Origin of the sequence: Pseudomonas sp. Marseille-Q0931, from assembly GCF_940789645.1 — a bacterium.
Taxonomy (GTDB): Bacteria; Pseudomonadota; Gammaproteobacteria; order Pseudomonadales; family Pseudomonadaceae; genus Aquipseudomonas.
Map to the genome: position 1 here is coordinate 190,286 of NZ_CALNWT010000010.1, position 17,197 is coordinate 207,482.

The 17,197-nt window shown below is 63.9% G+C and carries 17 protein-coding genes; 4 read left to right on the forward strand and 13 right to left on the reverse strand.

Features of this window, described 5'->3' with window-relative positions; all coding sequences use genetic code 11:
- Positions 1 to 155: 155 nt before the first annotated feature.
- Positions 156 to 2,054, forward strand: coding sequence for a methyl-accepting chemotaxis protein (locus tag P3C50_RS16980; RefSeq protein ID WP_275546872.1), 1,899 nt, complete (start codon positions 156 to 158; stop codon positions 2,052 to 2,054).
- 180 nt (positions 2,055 to 2,234) lie between these two features.
- On the opposite strand, the gene P3C50_RS16985 is transcribed toward P3C50_RS16980, so the two are convergent.
- The 11 genes from P3C50_RS16985 to P3C50_RS17035 all read right to left on the reverse strand — a co-directional run bounded on the left by P3C50_RS16985 (position 2,235) and on the right by P3C50_RS17035 (position 11,303).
- Positions 2,235 to 2,558 carry a DUF3392 domain-containing protein gene (locus P3C50_RS16985; protein ID WP_004373808.1) on the reverse strand — a complete coding sequence of 108 codons (324 nt, stop codon included), beginning with the start codon at positions 2,556 to 2,558 and terminating at the stop codon, positions 2,235 to 2,237.
- Positions 2,559 to 2,656: 98 nt separating this feature from the next.
- A complete protein-coding gene (gene hemW, locus P3C50_RS16990; RefSeq protein ID WP_275546873.1) occupies positions 2,657 to 3,817 on the reverse strand; it encodes a radical SAM family heme chaperone HemW in 1,161 nt (386 codons plus the stop codon).
- Positions 3,814 to 4,410 carry an RdgB/HAM1 family non-canonical purine NTP pyrophosphatase gene (gene rdgB, locus P3C50_RS16995; protein ID WP_275546874.1) on the reverse strand — a complete coding sequence of 199 codons (597 nt, stop codon included), beginning with the start codon at positions 4,408 to 4,410 and terminating at the stop codon, positions 3,814 to 3,816. The genes hemW and rdgB overlap by 4 nt, the downstream gene beginning before the upstream one ends.
- The gene (locus P3C50_RS17000; RefSeq protein WP_275546875.1) at positions 4,403 to 4,819 is read right to left on the reverse strand and encodes a DUF4426 domain-containing protein; all 417 of its coding nucleotides are present in this window, start codon (positions 4,817 to 4,819) and stop codon (positions 4,403 to 4,405) included. The genes rdgB and P3C50_RS17000 overlap by 8 nt, the downstream gene beginning before the upstream one ends.
- 14 nt (positions 4,820 to 4,833) lie before the next feature.
- Positions 4,834 to 5,454 (reverse strand): methionine biosynthesis protein MetW, encoded by a 621-nt coding sequence (metW, locus tag P3C50_RS17005; protein WP_197856948.1) that lies wholly within the window; start codon positions 5,452 to 5,454, stop codon positions 4,834 to 4,836.
- Positions 5,455 to 5,456: 2 nt separating this feature from the next.
- Positions 5,457 to 6,596, reverse strand: coding sequence for a homoserine O-succinyltransferase MetX (locus tag P3C50_RS17010; RefSeq protein WP_275546876.1), 1,140 nt, complete (start codon positions 6,594 to 6,596; stop codon positions 5,457 to 5,459).
- Positions 6,597 to 6,717: 121 nt separating this feature from the next.
- On the reverse strand, positions 6,718 to 8,694 hold the full coding sequence (locus P3C50_RS17015) for a dynamin-like GTPase family protein (RefSeq protein ID WP_275546877.1): 1,977 nt from the start codon (positions 8,692 to 8,694) through the stop codon (positions 6,718 to 6,720).
- Positions 8,695 to 8,876: 182 nt separating this feature from the next.
- Complete coding sequence (locus P3C50_RS17020) at positions 8,877 to 9,170, reverse strand: DUF167 domain-containing protein (protein ID WP_161866059.1); 294 nt, start codon at positions 9,168 to 9,170, stop codon at positions 8,877 to 8,879.
- The gene (locus P3C50_RS17025) at positions 9,171 to 9,764 is read right to left on the reverse strand and encodes a YggT family protein (RefSeq protein ID WP_275546878.1); all 594 of its coding nucleotides are present in this window, start codon (positions 9,762 to 9,764) and stop codon (positions 9,171 to 9,173) included.
- 10 nt (positions 9,765 to 9,774) lie between these two features.
- Positions 9,775 to 10,593, reverse strand: a complete 819-nt coding sequence (proC, locus tag P3C50_RS17030) for a pyrroline-5-carboxylate reductase (RefSeq protein WP_275546879.1) — start codon at positions 10,591 to 10,593, stop codon at positions 9,775 to 9,777.
- A gap of 17 nt (positions 10,594 to 10,610) precedes the next feature.
- A complete protein-coding gene (locus tag P3C50_RS17035) occupies positions 10,611 to 11,303 on the reverse strand; it encodes a YggS family pyridoxal phosphate-dependent enzyme (RefSeq protein ID WP_275546880.1) in 693 nt (230 codons plus the stop codon).
- Positions 11,304 to 11,522: 219 nt separating this feature from the next.
- Here P3C50_RS17035 and pilT point away from each other — a divergent pair, with 219 nt between their 5' ends.
- Positions 11,523 to 12,557 (forward strand): type IV pilus twitching motility protein PilT, encoded by a 1,035-nt coding sequence (pilT, locus tag P3C50_RS17040; protein ID WP_197856819.1) that lies wholly within the window; start codon positions 11,523 to 11,525, stop codon positions 12,555 to 12,557.
- A 165-nt stretch (positions 12,558 to 12,722) separates the two neighbouring features.
- Positions 12,723 to 13,868 carry a PilT/PilU family type 4a pilus ATPase gene (locus tag P3C50_RS17045; RefSeq protein WP_197856820.1) on the forward strand — a complete coding sequence of 382 codons (1,146 nt, stop codon included), beginning with the start codon at positions 12,723 to 12,725 and terminating at the stop codon, positions 13,866 to 13,868.
- Between the two features lie 633 nt (positions 13,869 to 14,501).
- On the opposite strand, the gene P3C50_RS17050 is transcribed toward P3C50_RS17045, so the two are convergent.
- Both P3C50_RS17050 and P3C50_RS17055 read right to left on the reverse strand, forming a co-directional pair.
- Complete coding sequence (locus tag P3C50_RS17050) at positions 14,502 to 15,362, reverse strand: TIGR03915 family putative DNA repair protein (RefSeq protein WP_275546881.1); 861 nt, start codon at positions 15,360 to 15,362, stop codon at positions 14,502 to 14,504.
- A complete protein-coding gene (locus P3C50_RS17055) occupies positions 15,362 to 16,573 on the reverse strand; it encodes a putative DNA modification/repair radical SAM protein (RefSeq protein WP_275546882.1) in 1,212 nt (403 codons plus the stop codon). Before P3C50_RS17055 ends, P3C50_RS17050 begins: the two co-directional genes overlap by 1 nt.
- A 148-nt stretch (positions 16,574 to 16,721) precedes the next feature.
- On the opposite strand from P3C50_RS17055, the gene P3C50_RS17060 reads away from it, so the two are divergent.
- Positions 16,722 to 17,120 carry a TM2 domain-containing protein gene (locus tag P3C50_RS17060; protein ID WP_197856823.1) on the forward strand — a complete coding sequence of 133 codons (399 nt, stop codon included), beginning with the start codon at positions 16,722 to 16,724 and terminating at the stop codon, positions 17,118 to 17,120.
- Positions 17,121 to 17,197 lie beyond the last annotated feature (77 nt).

The window sequence follows — 17,197 nt, forward strand, 5'->3', positions numbered from 1 at the left end:
TCTCGGGCACCCCAAACTGTTTCCAGATTCCGGTGATAACGCCCTGCGCGGAAAGCTTGTCCACAGGCTTCTGCTCTTTTGGCCCATCGCTGCGCACGGATCTGGCTTTCAACGGCGGTTGGCCAGCCCAGCCCGCCATCGATGGAGTCCTTCGCATGAACATCAAGGATTTGCCGCTGCGCCTGAAGATCACCCTGACGGCGGCGGCGCTGTTATCGCTGGTCAGCATCACGCTGATCTGGCAGAGCGTTTCCTCTCTCGACAGGACGGTCAACGACACCCTGCAGCGGGACATCGACGGCTTCGCCCAGTCGGTTTCGGTCAACCTCGGCAACTGGATGCACGACCGCATCAACGCTGTGAAAACCACCTCGACCAGCCTGGTGCAGCAGCCGCAAATCGCTCCGCACATCCTGCTGCAGCAGACCTGGGCGACCTTCGCCTTCAACATCACCTACATCGGCACCAACGATGGCCGGATGCTGCAGAACGACCCGAGCGTGATCCTGAAGAACTACGATCCGCGTCAGCGCGGTTGGTACCAGGGCGCCGAGAAGAACAACGACGTGTTCATCAGCGATCCTTACGTCTCGCTCACCGATGGCGCCTACGTGGTGACCATCGCCTACCCGGCGCGCCGCGACGGTTCGTTGATCGGAGTAGTCGGCGCCAACCTGACGCTCGATACGCTGACCGAGACCATCGGCAAATTGAGCATTCCCGGCGACGGCTACGCACTGCTGATCGACCAGAGCGGGCAGATGATCGCGCATCCGGACAAGGACTGGCGCACCAAGTCGGCCTCCGATTTTTCGCCGACGCTGGGCGGCGAGCAGCTCAAGGCGCTGGTGCAACAGCGCCGCCTGGCCGAGGCCGATGTGGCCGGTACCGAGAGCCTGCTGTTCGCGGTCGAGATTCCCAACACGCGCTGGACCTTCGTGATGGTCATGGACAAGGCCAAGGTGCTCGCTCCGGTGCGTCACCAGCTGTTCGTGCAACTGGTCATCGGCACCGGCATGCTGGTCGTTGCCATTCTGGTGCTGGCGTTGCTCGGCCGCGTGCTGTTCCGCGACCTGGAGCAGATTCGCCGCAACCTCAACGCCATCGCCGCCGGTAACGGCGACCTGACCCAGCGCCTGCCGGTCAATTCCAACGACGAGATCGGCCAGCTGTCGAGCAGTTTCAACCGCTTCATCGACCAGTTGCACGGCATCATCTCGCGCCTGCGCGATGTCGCCGTGGCGCTGAGCAGCGAGTCCGGGCAGGTGGCGCAGGATGCCGATGCACAGAACCAGCGCGTGCAGCAGCACCAGTCCGAGCTGCATCTGGTGGCCACCGCGGTGACGCAGATGGCGTCCGCTACCCAGGAAATCTCGCGTAACGCCGAAACCGCTTCCGGCCAGGCCGTGGACTCGGTCAGTCTCAGCGTGGAAGGTCGCCGCCAGGTGGAGCGCAGTCAGGAGTCCATCTCGTTGCTGGCCGAGGAGGTCGAAGGCGCCGGGCGCATCATCGACGAGCTGCACCGTCACTCCAACGAGATCAGCTCGATTCTCTCCACCATCGCCAGCATTGCCGACCAGACCAACCTGCTCGCGCTCAACGCGGCCATCGAGGCGGCGCGTGCCGGCGAGCACGGCCGCGGCTTCTCGGTGGTGGCCGACGAGGTGCGGGTGCTGTCCAAGCGCACCCACGAGTCGACCCGCGAGATCGAGGCGATGATCCAGGTGCTGCAGGACGCTACCCGTCAGGCGGTTGGCGTGATGGACAATGCCGGCACCAAGGCCTCGCAGAGCGTCACCGATGCTCAGGCGGCCAGCGATCTGCTGCAGCGCATCACCGAGGCGGTCGGGCAGATCAACGACATGGCCGCGCAGATCGCATCGGCGGCCGAGGAGCAGGCCAGTGTGACCGTCGAGGTCAACCGCAACACCGAGAACATCCGCAGCATGGGCGATCAGATGTCGCAGAGCAGCCACGCTGCCTCGGCGGCAGCCTCCAATCTGCAGGCGCTCGGCCGGCAAATCGGCGACGAGGTTTCCAAGTTCGTGCTGTAAGGCGGCTGCGCTAGCCGCCGTAGGAGCGGCTTCAGCCGCGAAACTGTCGAGAGCAATCGCGGCTGAAGCGGAATACCGCCCAGCCGCTCCTGCAAGAAGATCGAGTGCAAAGAAAACGCCGCGACTCCGGTAAGGAGCGCGGCGTTTTTCATTTCAGCCCGCGATGCGGCGGCCCAGCGTCTAATTCCTGTCGGCCATGATGCCGATCACCACGAAGATCAGGATCAGCACCGGCGCCAGGGTGAAGTTGTTGAAATGCGCCAGGCCCTTGGCCAGCCAGGGCGTGAGGAAGACGATCGCCAGGCCGTAGCCGACCGCGCAGAACACCACGAACAGCAGGGTGCGCAGCACGAAGTTGAGGTTGCCGATGGTGCGCTGGACCCAGGCGTTGATGGCCGGGCCGAACAGCACCAGCAAGGTCGCCATGATAGCCAGGGAAATATCGCTGAGGTGGCTGCGGCTCCAGCGCGACAGGGTGACGATCAGATCCAGTAGCAGATCCATTGGGGCTCCTTGGAAAGCGTAACGGTCAGCGCAGGGCATCTCGGGATGCGCGAGCGAAGCGCCTAAGCCTAACGGATTGTGCTTGCGCTGTGGGTGACCTAGGCCAGGAACAGCTGCAACAGGTCGTTGAGGAACAATTGTCCCTTGGCAGTGGCTACCAGACGGGCCGGATCGGCCTGCAGCAGCCCCTGGCGTTCGGCTTCGCGACGGGCCTGTTCGAGTTGCTGCAGCGGCAGGCCGGTGCGTTGGCTGAACAGTTCGGCGGGCGCGCCATCGGTCAGGCGCAGCACGTTCATCAGGAACTCGAAGGGCAGCTCTTCGGCTTCGAGGGCACGCTCGCCGGCCTGGAAGGCTTTGCTGCGGTCCAGATAATCCTTGGGCAGGCGGGTTTTCCAGGTGCGCAGGATGCGTCCGTCCGGTGTGCTCAGCTTGGCGTGGGCGCCGGCGCCGATGCCGAGAAAGTCGCCGAAGGTCCAGTAGTTGAGGTTATGCCGCGCCCGCTTGCCTGGCTGGGCGTAGGCCGACACCTCGTACTGCGCGTAACCCTCTGCAGCGAGCAGGGCCTGGCCGGCTTCCTGGATGTCCCACAGCAGATCGTCTTCCGGCAGCACCGGCGGCTGGCTCCAGAACACCGTGTTCGGCTCCATGGTCAGCTGGTACCAGGACAAGTGCGTGGGTGCCTGAGCGATGGCCGTGCGCAGGTCGAAGAGGGCATCCTCGATGCTCTGCTCGGGTAGGCCGTGCATCAGGTCGAGGTTGAAGTTGTCGAAGCCGGCGGCGCGCGCCATATCGGCAGCCCGCACGGCCTCGTTGCCATCGTGGATGCGCCCCAGCGCCTTGAGCTTGGCCTCCTGAAAGCTCTGCACGCCGATGGACAGGCGATTGATGCCCAGCGCCCGGTAGCCCTTGAACTTGGCCTGCTCGAAGGTGCCGGGGTTGGCTTCCAGGGTGATCTCGATATCCGGCGCGAAGGCCACGCGGCGTTCGACGCCTGCCAGCAGGCGGCCCAGGGCGCGGTCTGAGAATAGACTCGGCGTGCCGCCACCGAAGAAGATCGAGGTCAGTGGTCGGCCATGGACGTGCTGCAGGTCGATATCGAGGTCGGCGAGCAGGGCGTCGACGTATTCCTCTTCAGGCAGCGTCGGCCCGGCGGCGTGGGAGTTGAAGTCGCAATACGGGCATTTGCGCACGCACCACGGGATGTGGATGTAGAGCGCCAGGGGCGGGAGCAGGAACTTCCCGCCAGCGGTATCGCTCATGCCAGCCCCAGGCGCTGCTTGAGCAGGGCCATGGCGCGGGCGCGGTGGCTGATGCGGTTCTTCTGCTCGGGCGGCATCTCGGCGCTGGAGCATTGGCCTTCCGGCACCCAGAACAGCGGGTCGTAGCCGAAGCCGTGTTCGCCACGGGCTTCGTGCAGGATGCTGCCGTGCCACAGGCCTTCACAGAGAATCGGCAGCGGGTCGTCGGCGTGTCGCACCAGCGCCAGGGCGCAGACGAACTGGGCGCCGCGCTCGGTGTCCGGCACGTCTTTCAGGGCAGCGAGCAGCTTGGCGTTGTTCGCCGCATCGCCCTGGCCATCGGCATAGCGCGCCGAGTAGATGCCGGGGGCACCGCCGAGGAAGTCCACCGCCAGGCCCGAGTCGTCGGCCAGAGCCGGCAGGCCGGAGATACGCGCGGCGTTGCGCGCCTTGAGGATGGCGTTCTCGACGAACGACAGGCCGGTTTCTTCCGGCTCGACCTGGCTGAACTCACCGATCGAACGCACGCGCACCGTGTCGCCGAGCATGGCCTGCAGCTCCTTGAGCTTGCCGGCGTTATGGCTGGCCAGGACCAATTCTTTGAAATTAGTCATCCGGGAACATTTCCTGGTTGAAGGTGATGCGATGTGCGTCGTCGCCCTGGCGCACGTTGAGCGTGAAGCTGAGCATTTCGCGGGTCTTGAACGGGAACTGCGCCAGGTAATAGATGGCCTCGCCTTCGGTGACCTGGCGGAAGGTCAGCGTGGTGCTCTTGCCCAGCAAATCCTTCACCTCACCGCCCACTACCGCCATGCTGGGCTTGCCGGTCTTGAGCACGGCGACATTGATCACGCCCTGGGTCTTGCTGCGCACCAGGCCGGCGGCGCTGGCGATATCCGGCTGGATGAAGCTGGAATTGAACACACTGTAGTGCACGTCAAGGTCACCGAAGCTCTGCTTGCGCTCGGCGGCGGCCGGCAGGGCCAGGCACAGGGCGATCAGGAAGGGGATGATGCGGCGCATGATGCTCTCCTAGTTCAGACCGCGACGCGGTGGGCGGACAGGTCCGCGCCGCTGATGCGGTAGATGCCGATCTCGCCCAGCAGGTTGGGCCAGATGCGGCTGGCGATGCCGTGGCGATGGTCACGGTCCACCGCCAGGCGTTCTTCCACACGGGCACCCTGGGCGTGGCACAGGCGCTCGAAGTCCTCGAAGGTGCAGAAGTGGATGTTCGGCGTGTTGTACCAGGTGTAGGGCAGGAAGTCCGACACCGGCATGCGACCTTTTGTCGTCAGGTACCAGCGGCAGCGCCAGTGGCCGAAGTTGGGGAAGGTGATGATGCAGGTCTTGCCGACGCGCAGCATCTCGGCCATCACCCTGTCCGGGTAGTGCAGCGCCTGCAGCGACTGGGTCATGACCACCACGTCGAAACTGTTGCTGGCGAAGTTGCCCAGGCCCAGGTCGAGGTTCTGCTCGATGACGTTGACGCCGCGCTCGATGCACAGGGCGATCTTGTCCGGGTCGATTTCCAGGCCGTAGCCGGAAACCTGCTTGTTGTCGCGCAGCCAGGCGAGCAGTTCGCCGTCGCCGCAGCCCAGGTCGAGCACACGGCTGCCCGGGGCGATCCATTCCTGGATGATGTCCAGATCCGCTCGCATGCTCATACCTCGATTCGCTTCATGTAGCTGCCGAATGCCTGCAGGTAGCGCGGGATCGGCATGAGGAAGGCGTCGTGGCCCTGCGGTGCGTCGATCTCCAGGTAGCAGACGTTCTTCTTCGCCGCTGTCAGCGCGTCGACGATCTCCCGCGAGCGGGCAGGGGAGAAACGCCAGTCAGTGGTGAAGGACATCAGGCAGAAGTCCGCCTTGGCCACGGCCAGGGTCTTGGCCAGATCGCCGTCGTGGGCGGCGGCCGGGTCGAAGTAGTCCAGCGCCTTGGTCATCAGCAGGTAGGTATTGGCGTCGAAGCGCCCGGAGAACTCCTCGCCCTGATAGCGCAGATAGCTTTCCACCTGGAACTCGACGCTGTGGAAGTCGTAGTTGAGCTTTTCGCTCTTCAGACCGCGGCCGAATTTCTCGCCCATGGCGTCATCGGACAGGTAGGTGATGTGGCCGACCATGCGCGCCAGCATCAGGCCGCGCTTGGGGATCACGCCCTGTTCCTGGAAATGTCCGCCATGGAATTCCGGGTCGGTGAGAATCGCCTGGCGCGCCACTTCGTTGAAGGCGATGTTCTGCGCCGACAGCTTGGGCGCCGAGGCGATGGCCAGACAGTGACGCACGCGCTCGGGGTAGCTGATGGTCCACTGCATGGCCTGCATGCCGCCGAGGCTGCCGCCGATCACCGCGGCCCATTGCTCGATGCCGAGCACATCGGCCAGGCGCGCCTGGCTGTGTACCCAGTCTTCGACTGTCATCACTGGGAAATCGGCGCCGTAGGACTTGCCGGTCGCCGGGTTGGTACTGCTCGGGCCGGTGGAGCCGTTGCAGCCGCCGAGGTTGTTGAGGCTGACGACGAAGAACTTGTTGGTGTCGATCGGCTTGCCAGGGCCGATGCAGCTGTCCCACCAGCCGGGTTTGCGATCATCCGGGCTGTGGTAGCCGGCGGCGTGATGATGGCCGGACAGGGCATGGCAGATCAGCACGGCATTGCTGCGTGCGGCATTCAGCTCGCCATAGGTTTCGACGACCAGTTCGTACTCGGCCAGGCTGCGCCCGCAGGCCAGCGCCAGGGGTTCGCTGAAACGGAACACCTGGGGGCTGACCAGGCCGACGGAATCTTCGGGAAAGGCAGTGGGCATGAAGGCGCTGCTAATGAATCGGAGGAGGGCGCCAGTCTAAAGAGCACCGACCCGAGCGGCAAGCGAGCGGTCTGGTCTCCCCTCTCCCGCTTGCGGGAGAGGGCGTGCATGAGAGTAGGATTTACAGGCTTTGTTGCCGCGCCGCCACCGGCAGGCTGACCACCTTGCCCTGGCGCTGCACCGGCGCCGGCATGCGCAGCACGCGGAGCATGTCGCTGGCCTGGGCCAGTTGCTGCTCCAGCTCTTCCTGGTAGCGCGCCAGTTGCAGGCTGCGCTTGCGTGTCTGCTGGGTTTCCTGTGCCAGTGCCTTGAGGCGCAGCATGTGGCTTTCCAGCATCTGCTTGTGTTCGAGGGTGTGCTGCATCAGCGGCATCAGGGCGTCGGCAGCCCATTGCTCGGCGTCCAGGCGCAGGCGCTGGTGCAGGCCGATCACTTCCTGCGCCAGGGTGGCGAAGAAGCGCCGGGTCAGGCTGCGTTGTTCGGTGAGCAACGTCTTCACGTGCAGGCGGAACTGATCGCCCTTGTCCTGCAGTTTCTTCAGCTCGCGCAGGTAGCGCTGGATCTTGAACTGCGGCGCGTCGACGCCGCCCAGCGGGCTTTCTTCGTTATGCCGGCGATAGATGGCGGCGACCATCTTGTTGGCCATCTCCGCTTCGTGCTCAAGGTTGTGCAGGTCCTGCTCGACGGCGCGGAAGAAATGCAGGATGGCCTGGTTGATGCCAAGGGTGGTCCAACTGCCGGTGAGGTTGCGACGCACCTCGTTCAGGTGTTGCTCCAGACGCTCGGCGCGTGCGGCGTGGCGCAGCAACTGGCCCTGGCGCTGCAACAGGCGCTGATTGGTCTTCAGGCCGAGCAGGCGCTTGTGGTGCTGGTTGTGGTCTTCCTTGGTCTTGGCGGTCAGCTCGAACAGCAACTGGCCGTTGTCCTGCTGATGGCTACCGAGCAGGGCCAGCTGTTCGCCGACCTTTTCCAGGCGCAGGTTGAGCACGTGCTGGCTGTTGTTTATCAGTGCCAGGACCTGGCGCACCACGTGGTCTTCGATCAGGCGCTCCTTCTGCGCGACGATGCGCTCGCACAGCAGGTTCTCCAGGTCAGTCATCTGGCTGCGGGCCAGCAGCTCCTCATCCTTGCGGACCTTGGCCAGCAGCGCCTGCTTGGCCGACAGCGGCAGTACGTCCTGCTTGGCGATGCCCAACTGCTTGGCGGTGGCGCTCTGAATCTGGCTGATGGCGTTCTGCACGAAGGTCTCGCCGGCCAGGTCGTCCCAGAGCACGTCGATCTTGTTCAGCACGGCGAACAGGCAGGTCTGGGTGTCTTCATCGAGCTGACGAATGTGCTGCTGCCAGATGCTCATGTCGCTCGCGGTTACGCCGGTATCGGCGGCCAGCAGGAAGATGATCGCCTGCGCGTTGGGCAGCATCGACAGGGTCAGCTCCGGCTCGCTGCCCAGGGCGTTGAGGCCCGGTGTGTCGAGAATACGCAGGCCCTGGCGCAGCAGAGGGTGATCGAAGTTGACCATGGCGTGGCGCCAGGCCGGCACCAGCACCTGGCCGCGCTTGCCGGTGCCTTCGAGCATATCCGGGTGGAAGCCGAGCTGAATCGCCTGCTCCACCGGCATGGGTTTGGTCTTGGCGACCTGGCTGAAGGCCAGCGCCATGTTGGCCGGGTCGCTGGTATCCAGCGGGATGTTCACCCAGTGCCGTGGAATGCGTTTGAACTGCGCGACGCTGGCCGAGGCGGTGCGGGTCTCGATCGGCAGCAGACGAATGTAGGGGCGTTCCGAGCGCGGGTCGAAGAACAGCTCGGTGGGGCACATGGTGGTGCGCCCGGCATGCGAGGGCAGCATGCGCTGGCCGTATTCGGAGAAGAACAGGCTGTTGATCAGCTCGGTCTTGCCGCGCGAGAACTCGCCGACGAAGGCCAGGGTGATGTGATCGGTACGCAGGATCTTCAGCGCGCGTTCGAGCTTGGCCTGAACCGCCTCGGAGTTGAGCCGGTTGTGCTCCAGCCAGCTGCGATAGCGCGTGATCTCGCGCATCAGTTCGCGTTTCCAGGCGACGTAGGCGTCTACCTGCTGGCTGAGACGTTCCATGCTCATCCTGGCTCTCCTCTCGGCAAGATTATTCTCTTGCGGGGGCTGCGTAACGGTTTGGTTGGGGTTGCCGCCAGGAAGCACGGCGTTTCGCGAGAATAGCTTGCATTATGCGAGCTGCAAGGCGGCCGTCAATTGGCCTCTTCGCCAGTCCCGCCTTATGGTCGGCTGGGGCGACTGAGTGGTCGTCAGGCGCGCTGGAGGCCGGGAATCGGCGGCAGGCTCTGTGGGGCGCGAATGCGCAGGCGTTTCTGCCGATTGAGTTCGCCGCTTTCCAGGCTCACCTGGCTCTTGGCCACGCCGAACGCCTTGGCCAGGAAGGCCAGCAGGTGGGCGTTGGCCTTGCCGTCGACCGGCGGGGCGGTGAGGCGAATCTTCAGCCTTTCACCATGCAGCCCGGCGAACTCGTCCTTGCTCGCTTTGGGCTGCAGGTGGCAGTCGAGGATCAGGTCCTCGCCGTCCCAGCGAAAGTAGCTCGCCACTCAGAGGAAGGGGCTGAGCATCGGTGGCAGGCCGGTGGAGGCCGCCAGGGCGCCGATCACGAAGCGGTCGATCAGATTGATGGTGATAAAGGCGAAGATCGGCGAGATATCCAGGCCGCCGAGGTTCGGCAGCAGCTTGCGGAACGGTGCCAGCAGCGGTTCGCATATCTGGTTCACCAGTTGCGCGCCGGGGTTGTAGCTGCCCGGGGCGACCCAGGAGAGGATCACGCTGATGATCAGAGCGAAGAAGAACACCTTGAGAAACAGCGAGGTCACACCGATCATCGACCACACCAGTAGCTGCAGAATGAAGCCGCCGACGTTGTAGCCCATCAACGTCAGGGTCACGACCATCAACAGCAACTGCACCAGAATCGCCAGCACCAGCGAGGCCAGGTCCAGCCCGGCGAAGCCCGGGATGATGCGGCGTAGCGGCGTCAGTAGAGGCTGGGTGGCCTTGACGATGAACTGGCTCAGCGGGTTGTAGAAGTCAGCACGTACTAACTGCAGGATGAAGCGCAGCAGCACGATCAGCAGGTACAGGCTGCCCAGGGTCTGGATGATGTAGATGAGGGCTTCGATGAGTCCGGACATGTGTGCTTCCTTATTGACCCAGTTGTTCGGCCAGTTCGGCCGAGCGATTGGCGGCGGCGTTGAGTGCTTGTTGTACCAGCGCTTCGAAGCCGCCGGCCTGGAAGGTTTTGATCGCCGCTTCGGTGGTTCCGTTCGGTGAGGTCACACGGCGTCGCAATTCGGCCGCGTCGACATCGCTCTCGCTGGCCATGCGCGCGGCGCCCAGTGCAGTCTGGATGCTCAGGCGTGCTGCGGTTTCACGCGGCAGGCCGAGCTGCTCGCCGGCCGCAGTCATCGCTTCGATCAGCAGGAAGAAATAGGCCGGGCCGCTGCCGGAGACAGCGGTGACCGCGTCGAGCTGGGTTTCTTCATCCAGCCACAGGGCCAGGCCCACGGCGCTCAGCACCTGTTCGGCCTGGGCTTTCTGCTCGCTGCTCACGCACGGGTTGGCGAACAGGCCGGATACGCCCTGGCGCAGCAGCGCCGGGGTGTTGGGCATGCAGCGCACGACAGGGCGCTCGCCCAGCCAGCTCTCCAGGCTGGCGCAGCTGATGCCGGCGGCGATGGAGATAATCACCTGGTTGGCGGCCAGGTGTGGCGCCAGATCCAGGCATACCGCTTTCATGATCTGTGGTTTGACCGCCAGCACAATCAGATCGGCGCCTTTGATGGCCTCGCCATTGTCGGCGAAGGTGGCGATGCCGTGCTCCTGCTGCAGGCGGGCGCGCTGTTCGCTGCCGGGCTCGCTGGCGCGGATGGCGCTGGCTGGCACGCCCTGGGCGCGCATGCCGCCAATCAGGCTGGCGGCCATGTTGCCGGCGCCGACGAAGGCGATGGTCGGGTTGCTCATTGCGGGAATTCCTTCATTCAGTGAGTGGGCTGGCCGTAATCGCGGGCGCCGAACAGGGCGGTGCCAATGCGCACCCAGGTGGCACCTTCGGTGATGGCGGCTTCCAGGTCATGGCTCATGCCCATGGACAGGGTATCGAGATCGAGCGCCAGGTCATCGCGCAACTGGCGCAGACGGGCGAAGGCGGCGTGTTGCGCGGTGACGTCGTCGGTGGGCTCGGGAATGGCCATCAGTCCGCGCAGCTGGAGGTTGGGCAGGGCGACGATGGCCCTCGCCAGCTCTGGTAGTTCCTCGGGACTGCAGCCGGACTTGCTGTCCTCACCGCTGACGTTGACCTGCAGGCAGATGTTCAGCGGCGGCAGATGCGCGGGGCGCTGATCGGACAGGCGTTGGGCGATTTTCAGGCGATCCACGGAATGCACCCAGTCGAAGTGCTCGGCGATGGGCCGGGTCTTGTTCGACTGAATGGGGCCGATGAAGTGCCAGATCAAGGGCAGGTCGGTCAGCAGGGTCTGTTTTTCCAGCGCTTCCTGCAGGTAGTTCTCGCCAAAATCGCGCAGACCGGCGGCGTGCGCTTCGCGGATGGCGTCGGCCGGTTTGGTCTTGCTCACCGCCAGCAGGCCGATGTCCGCCAAATTGCGCTGCGAGGCTTGCGCCGCCTCACGGATACGCGCTCCGACCTTTGCAATATTCTCTGCTATCGTGGACATTACCTGCGCTCTATATAAAGCCCTACCTCTAGAGAAGGCGTCTACAAATTGCTGCGCTCGGCCATGCTGCGTTGAAGTCAGCCTCAAAATGCTCATGTACAGCTCGTACACTGCGCTTTTTCGCCTGACTTCGCCTTGCCTGACCTTCGCTCGCTGCTTTGTAAACACCCTCTCGGGGTTCGCGGCATTCTACCTGCTTGCTTGTAATTGGGGAGTCCCATGGATATCACTGAGCTGCTCGCCTTCAGCGCCAAGCAAGGCGCGTCGGATTTGCACCTCTCGGCGGGGCTGCCGCCGATGATCCGCGTTGACGGCGACGTGCGCCGCATCAACCTGCCGCCGCTGGATCACAAGCAGGTACACGCGCTGATCTACGACATCATGAACGACAAGCAGCGCAAGGATTTCGAAGAGTTTCTGGAGACCGACTTCTCCTTCGAAGTGCCAGGTGTGGCGCGCTTCCGGGTCAACGCCTTCAACCAAAACCGTGGCGCCGGTGCGGTGTTCCGTACCATTCCGTCCAAGGTACTGACCATGGAAGACCTGGGCATGGGCGAGGTGTTCCGCAAGATCACCGACGTGCCGCGCGGCCTGGTGCTGGTCACCGGTCCCACCGGTTCGGGCAAGTCGACCACCCTGGCGGCGATGCTCGACTACCTCAACAGCAACAAGTATCACCACATTCTCACCATCGAGGACCCGATCGAATTCGTCCACGAGTCGAAGAAGTGCCTGGTCAACCAGCGCGAGGTGCACCGCGACACCCACGGCTTCTCCGAAGCCCTGCGTTCGGCGCTGCGTGAAGACCCGGATATCATCCTGGTGGGCGAAATGCGTGACCTGGAAACCATCCGCCTGGCGCTGACCGCCGCGGAAACCGGCCACTTGGTGTTCGGCACCCTGCACACCACCTCCGCCGCCAAGACCATCGACCGCGTGGTCGACGTGTTCCCGGCCGAAGAGAAGTCGATGGTGCGTTCGATGCTCTCCGAGTCGCTGCAGGCGGTGATCTCGCAGACCCTGCTGAAGAAGATCGGTGGCGGTCGCGTGGCCGCGCACGAGATCATGATCGGTACGCCGGCCATTCGTAACCTGATCCGCGAGGACAAGGTGGCGCAGATGTATTCGGCGATCCAGACCGGTGGTGCGCTGGGCATGCAGACACTCGATGCGTGCCTCAAGACCCTGGTATCCAAGGGCCTGGTCAGCCGCGACAGTGCGCGCGAGAAGGCCAAGAGCCCGGAAAACTTGTAGGAAAACCCAGTGGGTAGGGTGGGCTTCAGCCCACCAAGGCCGGCCACTGTTGGTGGGCTGAAGCCCACCCTACGGACTGCTTCACGGCTGCGATGGCACGCTCGCAGCCGCTGGCCCTGCGCTGCGGGGCCGTGCATTCATGCGTGCGGATGAGCGAACACGACGATGGAATTCGAAAAACTGCTGCGCCTGATGGTCGAAAAAGGTGGTTCCGATCTGTTCATCACCGCCGGTGTACCACCGTCGATGAAGGTCAACGGCAAGATCATGCCGGTGACCAAGAACGCCATGTCGCCGGAGATGACCCGCGAAACCGTGCTGGGCGTGATGAACGAGGCGCAGCGCCGCGACTTCGCCGAGAACCACGAGTGCAACTTCGCCATCAGCGCTCGTGGCATCGGTCGCTTCCGCGTCAGTGCGTTCTACCAGCGCAACCTGGTGGGCATGGTGCTGCGCCGTATCGAGACCACCATCCCGACCATCGATGAGCTGAAGCTGCCGGAGATCCTCAAGAAGCTGGCGCTGACCAAGCGCGGCCTGGTGCTGTTCGTCGGTGCCACCGGTACCGGTAAGTCCACCTCGCTGGCGGCGATGATCGGCTACCGCAACAAGAACAGCAGCGGCCACATCATCTCCATCGAAGACCCGATCGAATACATCCACCAGCACCAGAGCTGCATCGTCACCCAGCGCGAAGTGGGTATCGACACCGAGTCGTTCGAGGTGGCGCTGAAGAACACCCTGCGTCAGGCGCCGGACGTGATCCTCATCGGTGAGGTGCGTACTCGCGAGACCATGGATCACGCCGTGGCCTTCGCCGAGACCGGGCACCTGTGCCTGGCCACCCTGCACGCCAACAACGCCAACCAGGCGCTGGACCGCATCATCAACTTCTTCCCGGCCGACCGGCAGAACCAGGTGTGGATGGACCTGTCGCTCAACCTCAAGGCCATCGTCGCTCAGCAGCTGGTGCCGACCCCGGACGGCAAGGGCCGTCGCGCGGTGATCGAGGTGCTGATCAACACCCCACTGGCCGCCGACCTGATCCGCAAGGGTGAGGTGCACGAGCTCAAGGGCCTGATGAAACGCTCCACCGAACAGGGCATGCAGACCTTCGACCAGGCGCTGTACAACCTCTACACCCAGGGCGAGATCACCTACGAAGACGCACTGCTCTACGCCGACTCGGCCAACGACCTGCGCCTGATGATCAAGCTCGGCTCGGAAACCGACGGCGATCACCTGACCAGCATGGCTCAGGGCCTGGCGCTGGAGGTCAGCGAGGACGATCCGGGGCGTCGCTTCCGCTGACGGCGCCTGTAGGTGCATGGGAGCAGGACCCCGATCCGTTTATCCGTCTCGCACTATGACATTCGCGGACAAGCCCGCTCCCACAAAGCAGAGCAGCGAGCCTCCTTGTGAGAGTGGACTTGTCCGCGAAGCTTTTCCTTGAGCCATCCATAACCTTTCCCGCTGACCGAGCGGCGCTGAGGTTGCCAGCTAGGCGCTGCGCGGAAGCAGGAACCCGCTTGCGGGCGATCCGCTAATCCACCTCGTGTCATGACATTCGCGGACAAGTCCGCTCCCACAAAGCAGAGCAGCGTGCCTCCCTGTGGGAGCGAACTTGTCCGCGAGCTTTTCCTTGAGCCATCCATAACCTTTCCCGCTGACCGAGCGGCGCTGAGGTTGCCTGCTAGGAGCGGCGTTGAAGCAGGAGCCCGCTTGCGGGCGATCCGTTTATCCGTCTCGCACCATGACATTCGCGGACAAGTCCGCTCCCACAAAGCAAAGCAGCGTGCCTCCCTGTGGGAGCAGACTTGTCCGCGAAGCTTTTCCCTGCATCACATCACCTTTCCCGGCTGACGAACCCTGCGCGCTGGAGCGGGCCGCTGCCGAGCCGCATGCTGGAAGACCTGTCGGCGCTCGTGAAGGGGTGGCCACTGACTACGCCTGATCTCCTGCCCCAATCCGCTCTGTGGTCGCCTCAGCCCCCATGGCGATGCGTTTGCCTTTCCTGCCGGCCAGCACCAGCGCCTGACCATCTCGTTGTGCGCCTGCGCGCGCCTCGCTCATCAATTGCGGAATCAACGGGCCTTCCGGCAGGTTCTTCCAGAATCTCAGCGGCAGATGCTGCTGCATCACCGTGCGGTTGAGACGTGCCGGGTTGAAGGTGCTGCCGTAATAAGCGCGCCACAGGGCCTGGCCGTCATCCTCGGGCTGCTGCGCCCAGGCTTGCCATTGCGCTGGGCAACGGCGTTCGTGCAGCAGGTGCTGGCCATCCCAGAAGACACCGTCGCGCGGCGTTGCGATCAGCCAGCTGTGCTTGCCCAGGCGCTCGGCGAAATGGCCGCTGGCCGAGGCGAGGATGTCATGTGCCGGTTCGAACCAGGCGACGAAATCCGGCGCGCCGGCAGCCTTGCTCGGTTGAAAGCGCGCGAAGGCGTGCAGATGATGGGCTTCGCGGCGCACTGTCTTGAGTCGCCGATGCAGTTCGCTGCCGTCCGCGTCGCCGGCCAGCACGGCGCTGCGCTCGCCCTGCACGAAGCGCCAAAGCACGCGGTAGAGCAGACTCCAGCGTTCCTCGCCTCGGTACTGCGCAGCGCTTTCCAGTAGCTCCAGCAGTTCGGGGGATACCCGCAGGCGACCGTTCGGCTCAGGTGCAGGTTCGGCGGGCTGATCGAACAGGCCGGGCGCCGCTTCTTCGTCGAGCCACTGCAGCTGATGCGGCGCCAGTCCCTGGAGCAAGGCGCGGCGTGCGGCCTGACGCCAGGTGGCGAAGGTGCCGTCGAAGCGCAGGCTGTGCATCACCACAACGCCATCTGCGCCGGGGTATCGCGCAGTTGCTGGCGCAGCACCACGGACTCGTGTTCGGCCCGCGGTGGCCGGTAATCCTGAGTGACGATGAAAGGCTTGGCCTTCTCCAGCACGCAGCGCAGGCGGGTCAGATCTTCATAGCGGATGCGCCGTTCACGCCGTAGTGCACCCAGGCGCCTGGCACTGAGCACGCCGATACCGGGCACGCGGGCGATCAGCGCTTCGTCGGCGCGGTTCAGATCGACCGGGAACTGCTCGCGGTTGGCCAGTGCCCAGGCCAGCTTGGGGTCGATATCCAGCGCCAGGTTGCCGGGGCCGGCGAGCAGTTCCGTGGCGCTGAAGCCATAGCCGCGCATGAGGAAATCGGCCTGGTACAGGCGATGCTCTCGCAGCAGTGGCGGCGCCTCGAAGGGCACGCTTTTCGGGCTTTGCGGAATCGGGCTGAAGGCCGAGTAGTAGACGCGGCGCAGGCGATAGTCGTGGTACAGGCTTTGGGCGTTATGCAGGATGGTGCTGTCGTCGGTGGCGTCGGCGCCGACGATCATCTGCGTGCTCTGCCCGGCCGGTGCGAAGCGCGGCGCGCGGCGTTCTTCCTGGGCCTCGCGCTCGCCCTGATGGATGCTGTGCATGGCCTGGTGGATGCTTCCTACGTTCTTTTCCGGCGCCAGGCGCACCAGGCTGGTTTCGGTGGGCAGTTCGATATTGACGCTGAGGCGGTCGGCATACAGGCCGGCTTCGGCGATCAGCTCCGGTGCGGCATCGGGGATGGTCTTCAGATGAATGTAACCGCGAAACTGATGCTCCTCGCGCAGCAGCTTGGCGACGCGGATCAACTGTTCCATGGTGTAGTCGGCCGAGCGGATGATGCCGGAGCTGAGGAACAGTCCACTGATGCAGTTGCGTTTGTAGAAATCGAGGGTCAGGGTCACCACTTCCTCGGGTGAAAAACGCGCACGAGGCACGTCGCTGGAGCGGCGGTTGATACAGTACTGGCAGTCGTACAGGCAGAAGTTGGTCAGCAGGATCTTCAGCAGCGCGACGCAGCGTCCGTCCGGCGTGTAGCTGTGGCAGATGCCCATGCCGTTGGTCGAACCGATGCCGTCCTTGCCCTTGGAGCTACGCTTGGGCGCGCCGCTGCTGGCGCAGGAGGCGTCGTACTTGGCGGCGTCGGCGAGGATGGTGAGTTTTTCGATCAGTTGCATGGCAGGCGATATCTATACTGTTTTTTTATACAGTATATGGGCGTCGTACAGCTATCAAGCAGTTCGTGAAGTCACACCGCCCAACGGCGCGTGAAACCTTATGTCGGCGCGCCGCGTCTTACCCGGTACCTCGTTCAAGGAGTACGTCATGCAACGACAGGATACACATAGCAAGCTGATCGGCTACCTGCTGTGGATCTTCGGTTTTCTCGGTTCGCACCGCTTCTATTACGGCAAGCCGGTGACCGGCACCATCTGGTTCTTCACCCTCGGTTTGCTGTTCATCGGCTGGATCATCGATCTGTTCTTGATTCCCTCGATGGACCGTGAAGCGGACCTGCGCTTTACTGCGGGCGATACCGATTACAACGTGGCGTGGATTCTGCTGACCTTCCTCGGCGTGTTCGGCGTGCACCGCATGTATCAGGGCAAGTGGATCACCGGGATCATCTATCTGTTCACCGGCGGGCTGTTTCTGATCGGCGTGCTCTATGACTTCTTGACGCTCAATACGCAGATCTCGATCAGGAATGCGCAGCGCGGTTGAGGCAGAGGCAAGTGAGTTGCACGATCTGCCCCTCTCCCCCGGCCCCCGCCTGTGCGGTGGCGAGAAGGACATCAAGA

Bases quoted from the DNA above. Each gene is read 5' to 3' on its own strand.
- P3C50_RS16980 (WP_275546872.1), top strand. From the start codon at position 156: ATGAACATCAAGGATTTGCCGCTGCGCCTGAAGATCACCCTGACGGCG.
- P3C50_RS16985 (WP_004373808.1), bottom strand. From the start codon at position 2,558: ATGGATCTGCTACTGGATCTGATCGTCACCCTGTCGCGCTGGAGCCGC.
- hemW (WP_275546873.1), bottom strand. From the start codon at position 3,817: ATGAGCGATACCGCTGGCGGGAAGTTCCTGCTCCCGCCCCTGGCGCTC.
- rdgB (WP_275546874.1), bottom strand. From the start codon at position 4,410: ATGACTAATTTCAAAGAATTGGTCCTGGCCAGCCATAACGCCGGCAAG.
- P3C50_RS17000 (WP_275546875.1), bottom strand. From the start codon at position 4,819: ATGCGCCGCATCATCCCCTTCCTGATCGCCCTGTGCCTGGCCCTGCCG.
- metW (WP_197856948.1), bottom strand. From the start codon at position 5,454: ATGCGAGCGGATCTGGACATCATCCAGGAATGGATCGCCCCGGGCAGC.
- P3C50_RS17010 (WP_275546876.1), bottom strand. From the start codon at position 6,596: ATGCCCACTGCCTTTCCCGAAGATTCCGTCGGCCTGGTCAGCCCCCAG.
- P3C50_RS17015 (WP_275546877.1), bottom strand. From the start codon at position 8,694: ATGAGCATGGAACGTCTCAGCCAGCAGGTAGACGCCTACGTCGCCTGG.
- P3C50_RS17025 (WP_275546878.1), bottom strand. From the start codon at position 9,764: ATGTCCGGACTCATCGAAGCCCTCATCTACATCATCCAGACCCTGGGC.
- proC (WP_275546879.1), bottom strand. From the start codon at position 10,593: ATGAGCAACCCGACCATCGCCTTCGTCGGCGCCGGCAACATGGCCGCC.
- P3C50_RS17035 (WP_275546880.1), bottom strand. From the start codon at position 11,303: ATGTCCACGATAGCAGAGAATATTGCAAAGGTCGGAGCGCGTATCCGT.
- pilT (WP_197856819.1), top strand. From the start codon at position 11,523: ATGGATATCACTGAGCTGCTCGCCTTCAGCGCCAAGCAAGGCGCGTCG.
- P3C50_RS17045 (WP_197856820.1), top strand. From the start codon at position 12,723: ATGGAATTCGAAAAACTGCTGCGCCTGATGGTCGAAAAAGGTGGTTCC.
- P3C50_RS17050 (WP_275546881.1), bottom strand. From the start codon at position 15,362: ATGCACAGCCTGCGCTTCGACGGCACCTTCGCCACCTGGCGTCAGGCC.
- P3C50_RS17055 (WP_275546882.1), bottom strand. From the start codon at position 16,573: ATGCAACTGATCGAAAAACTCACCATCCTCGCCGACGCCGCCAAGTAC.
- P3C50_RS17060 (WP_197856823.1), top strand. From the start codon at position 16,722: ATGCAACGACAGGATACACATAGCAAGCTGATCGGCTACCTGCTGTGG.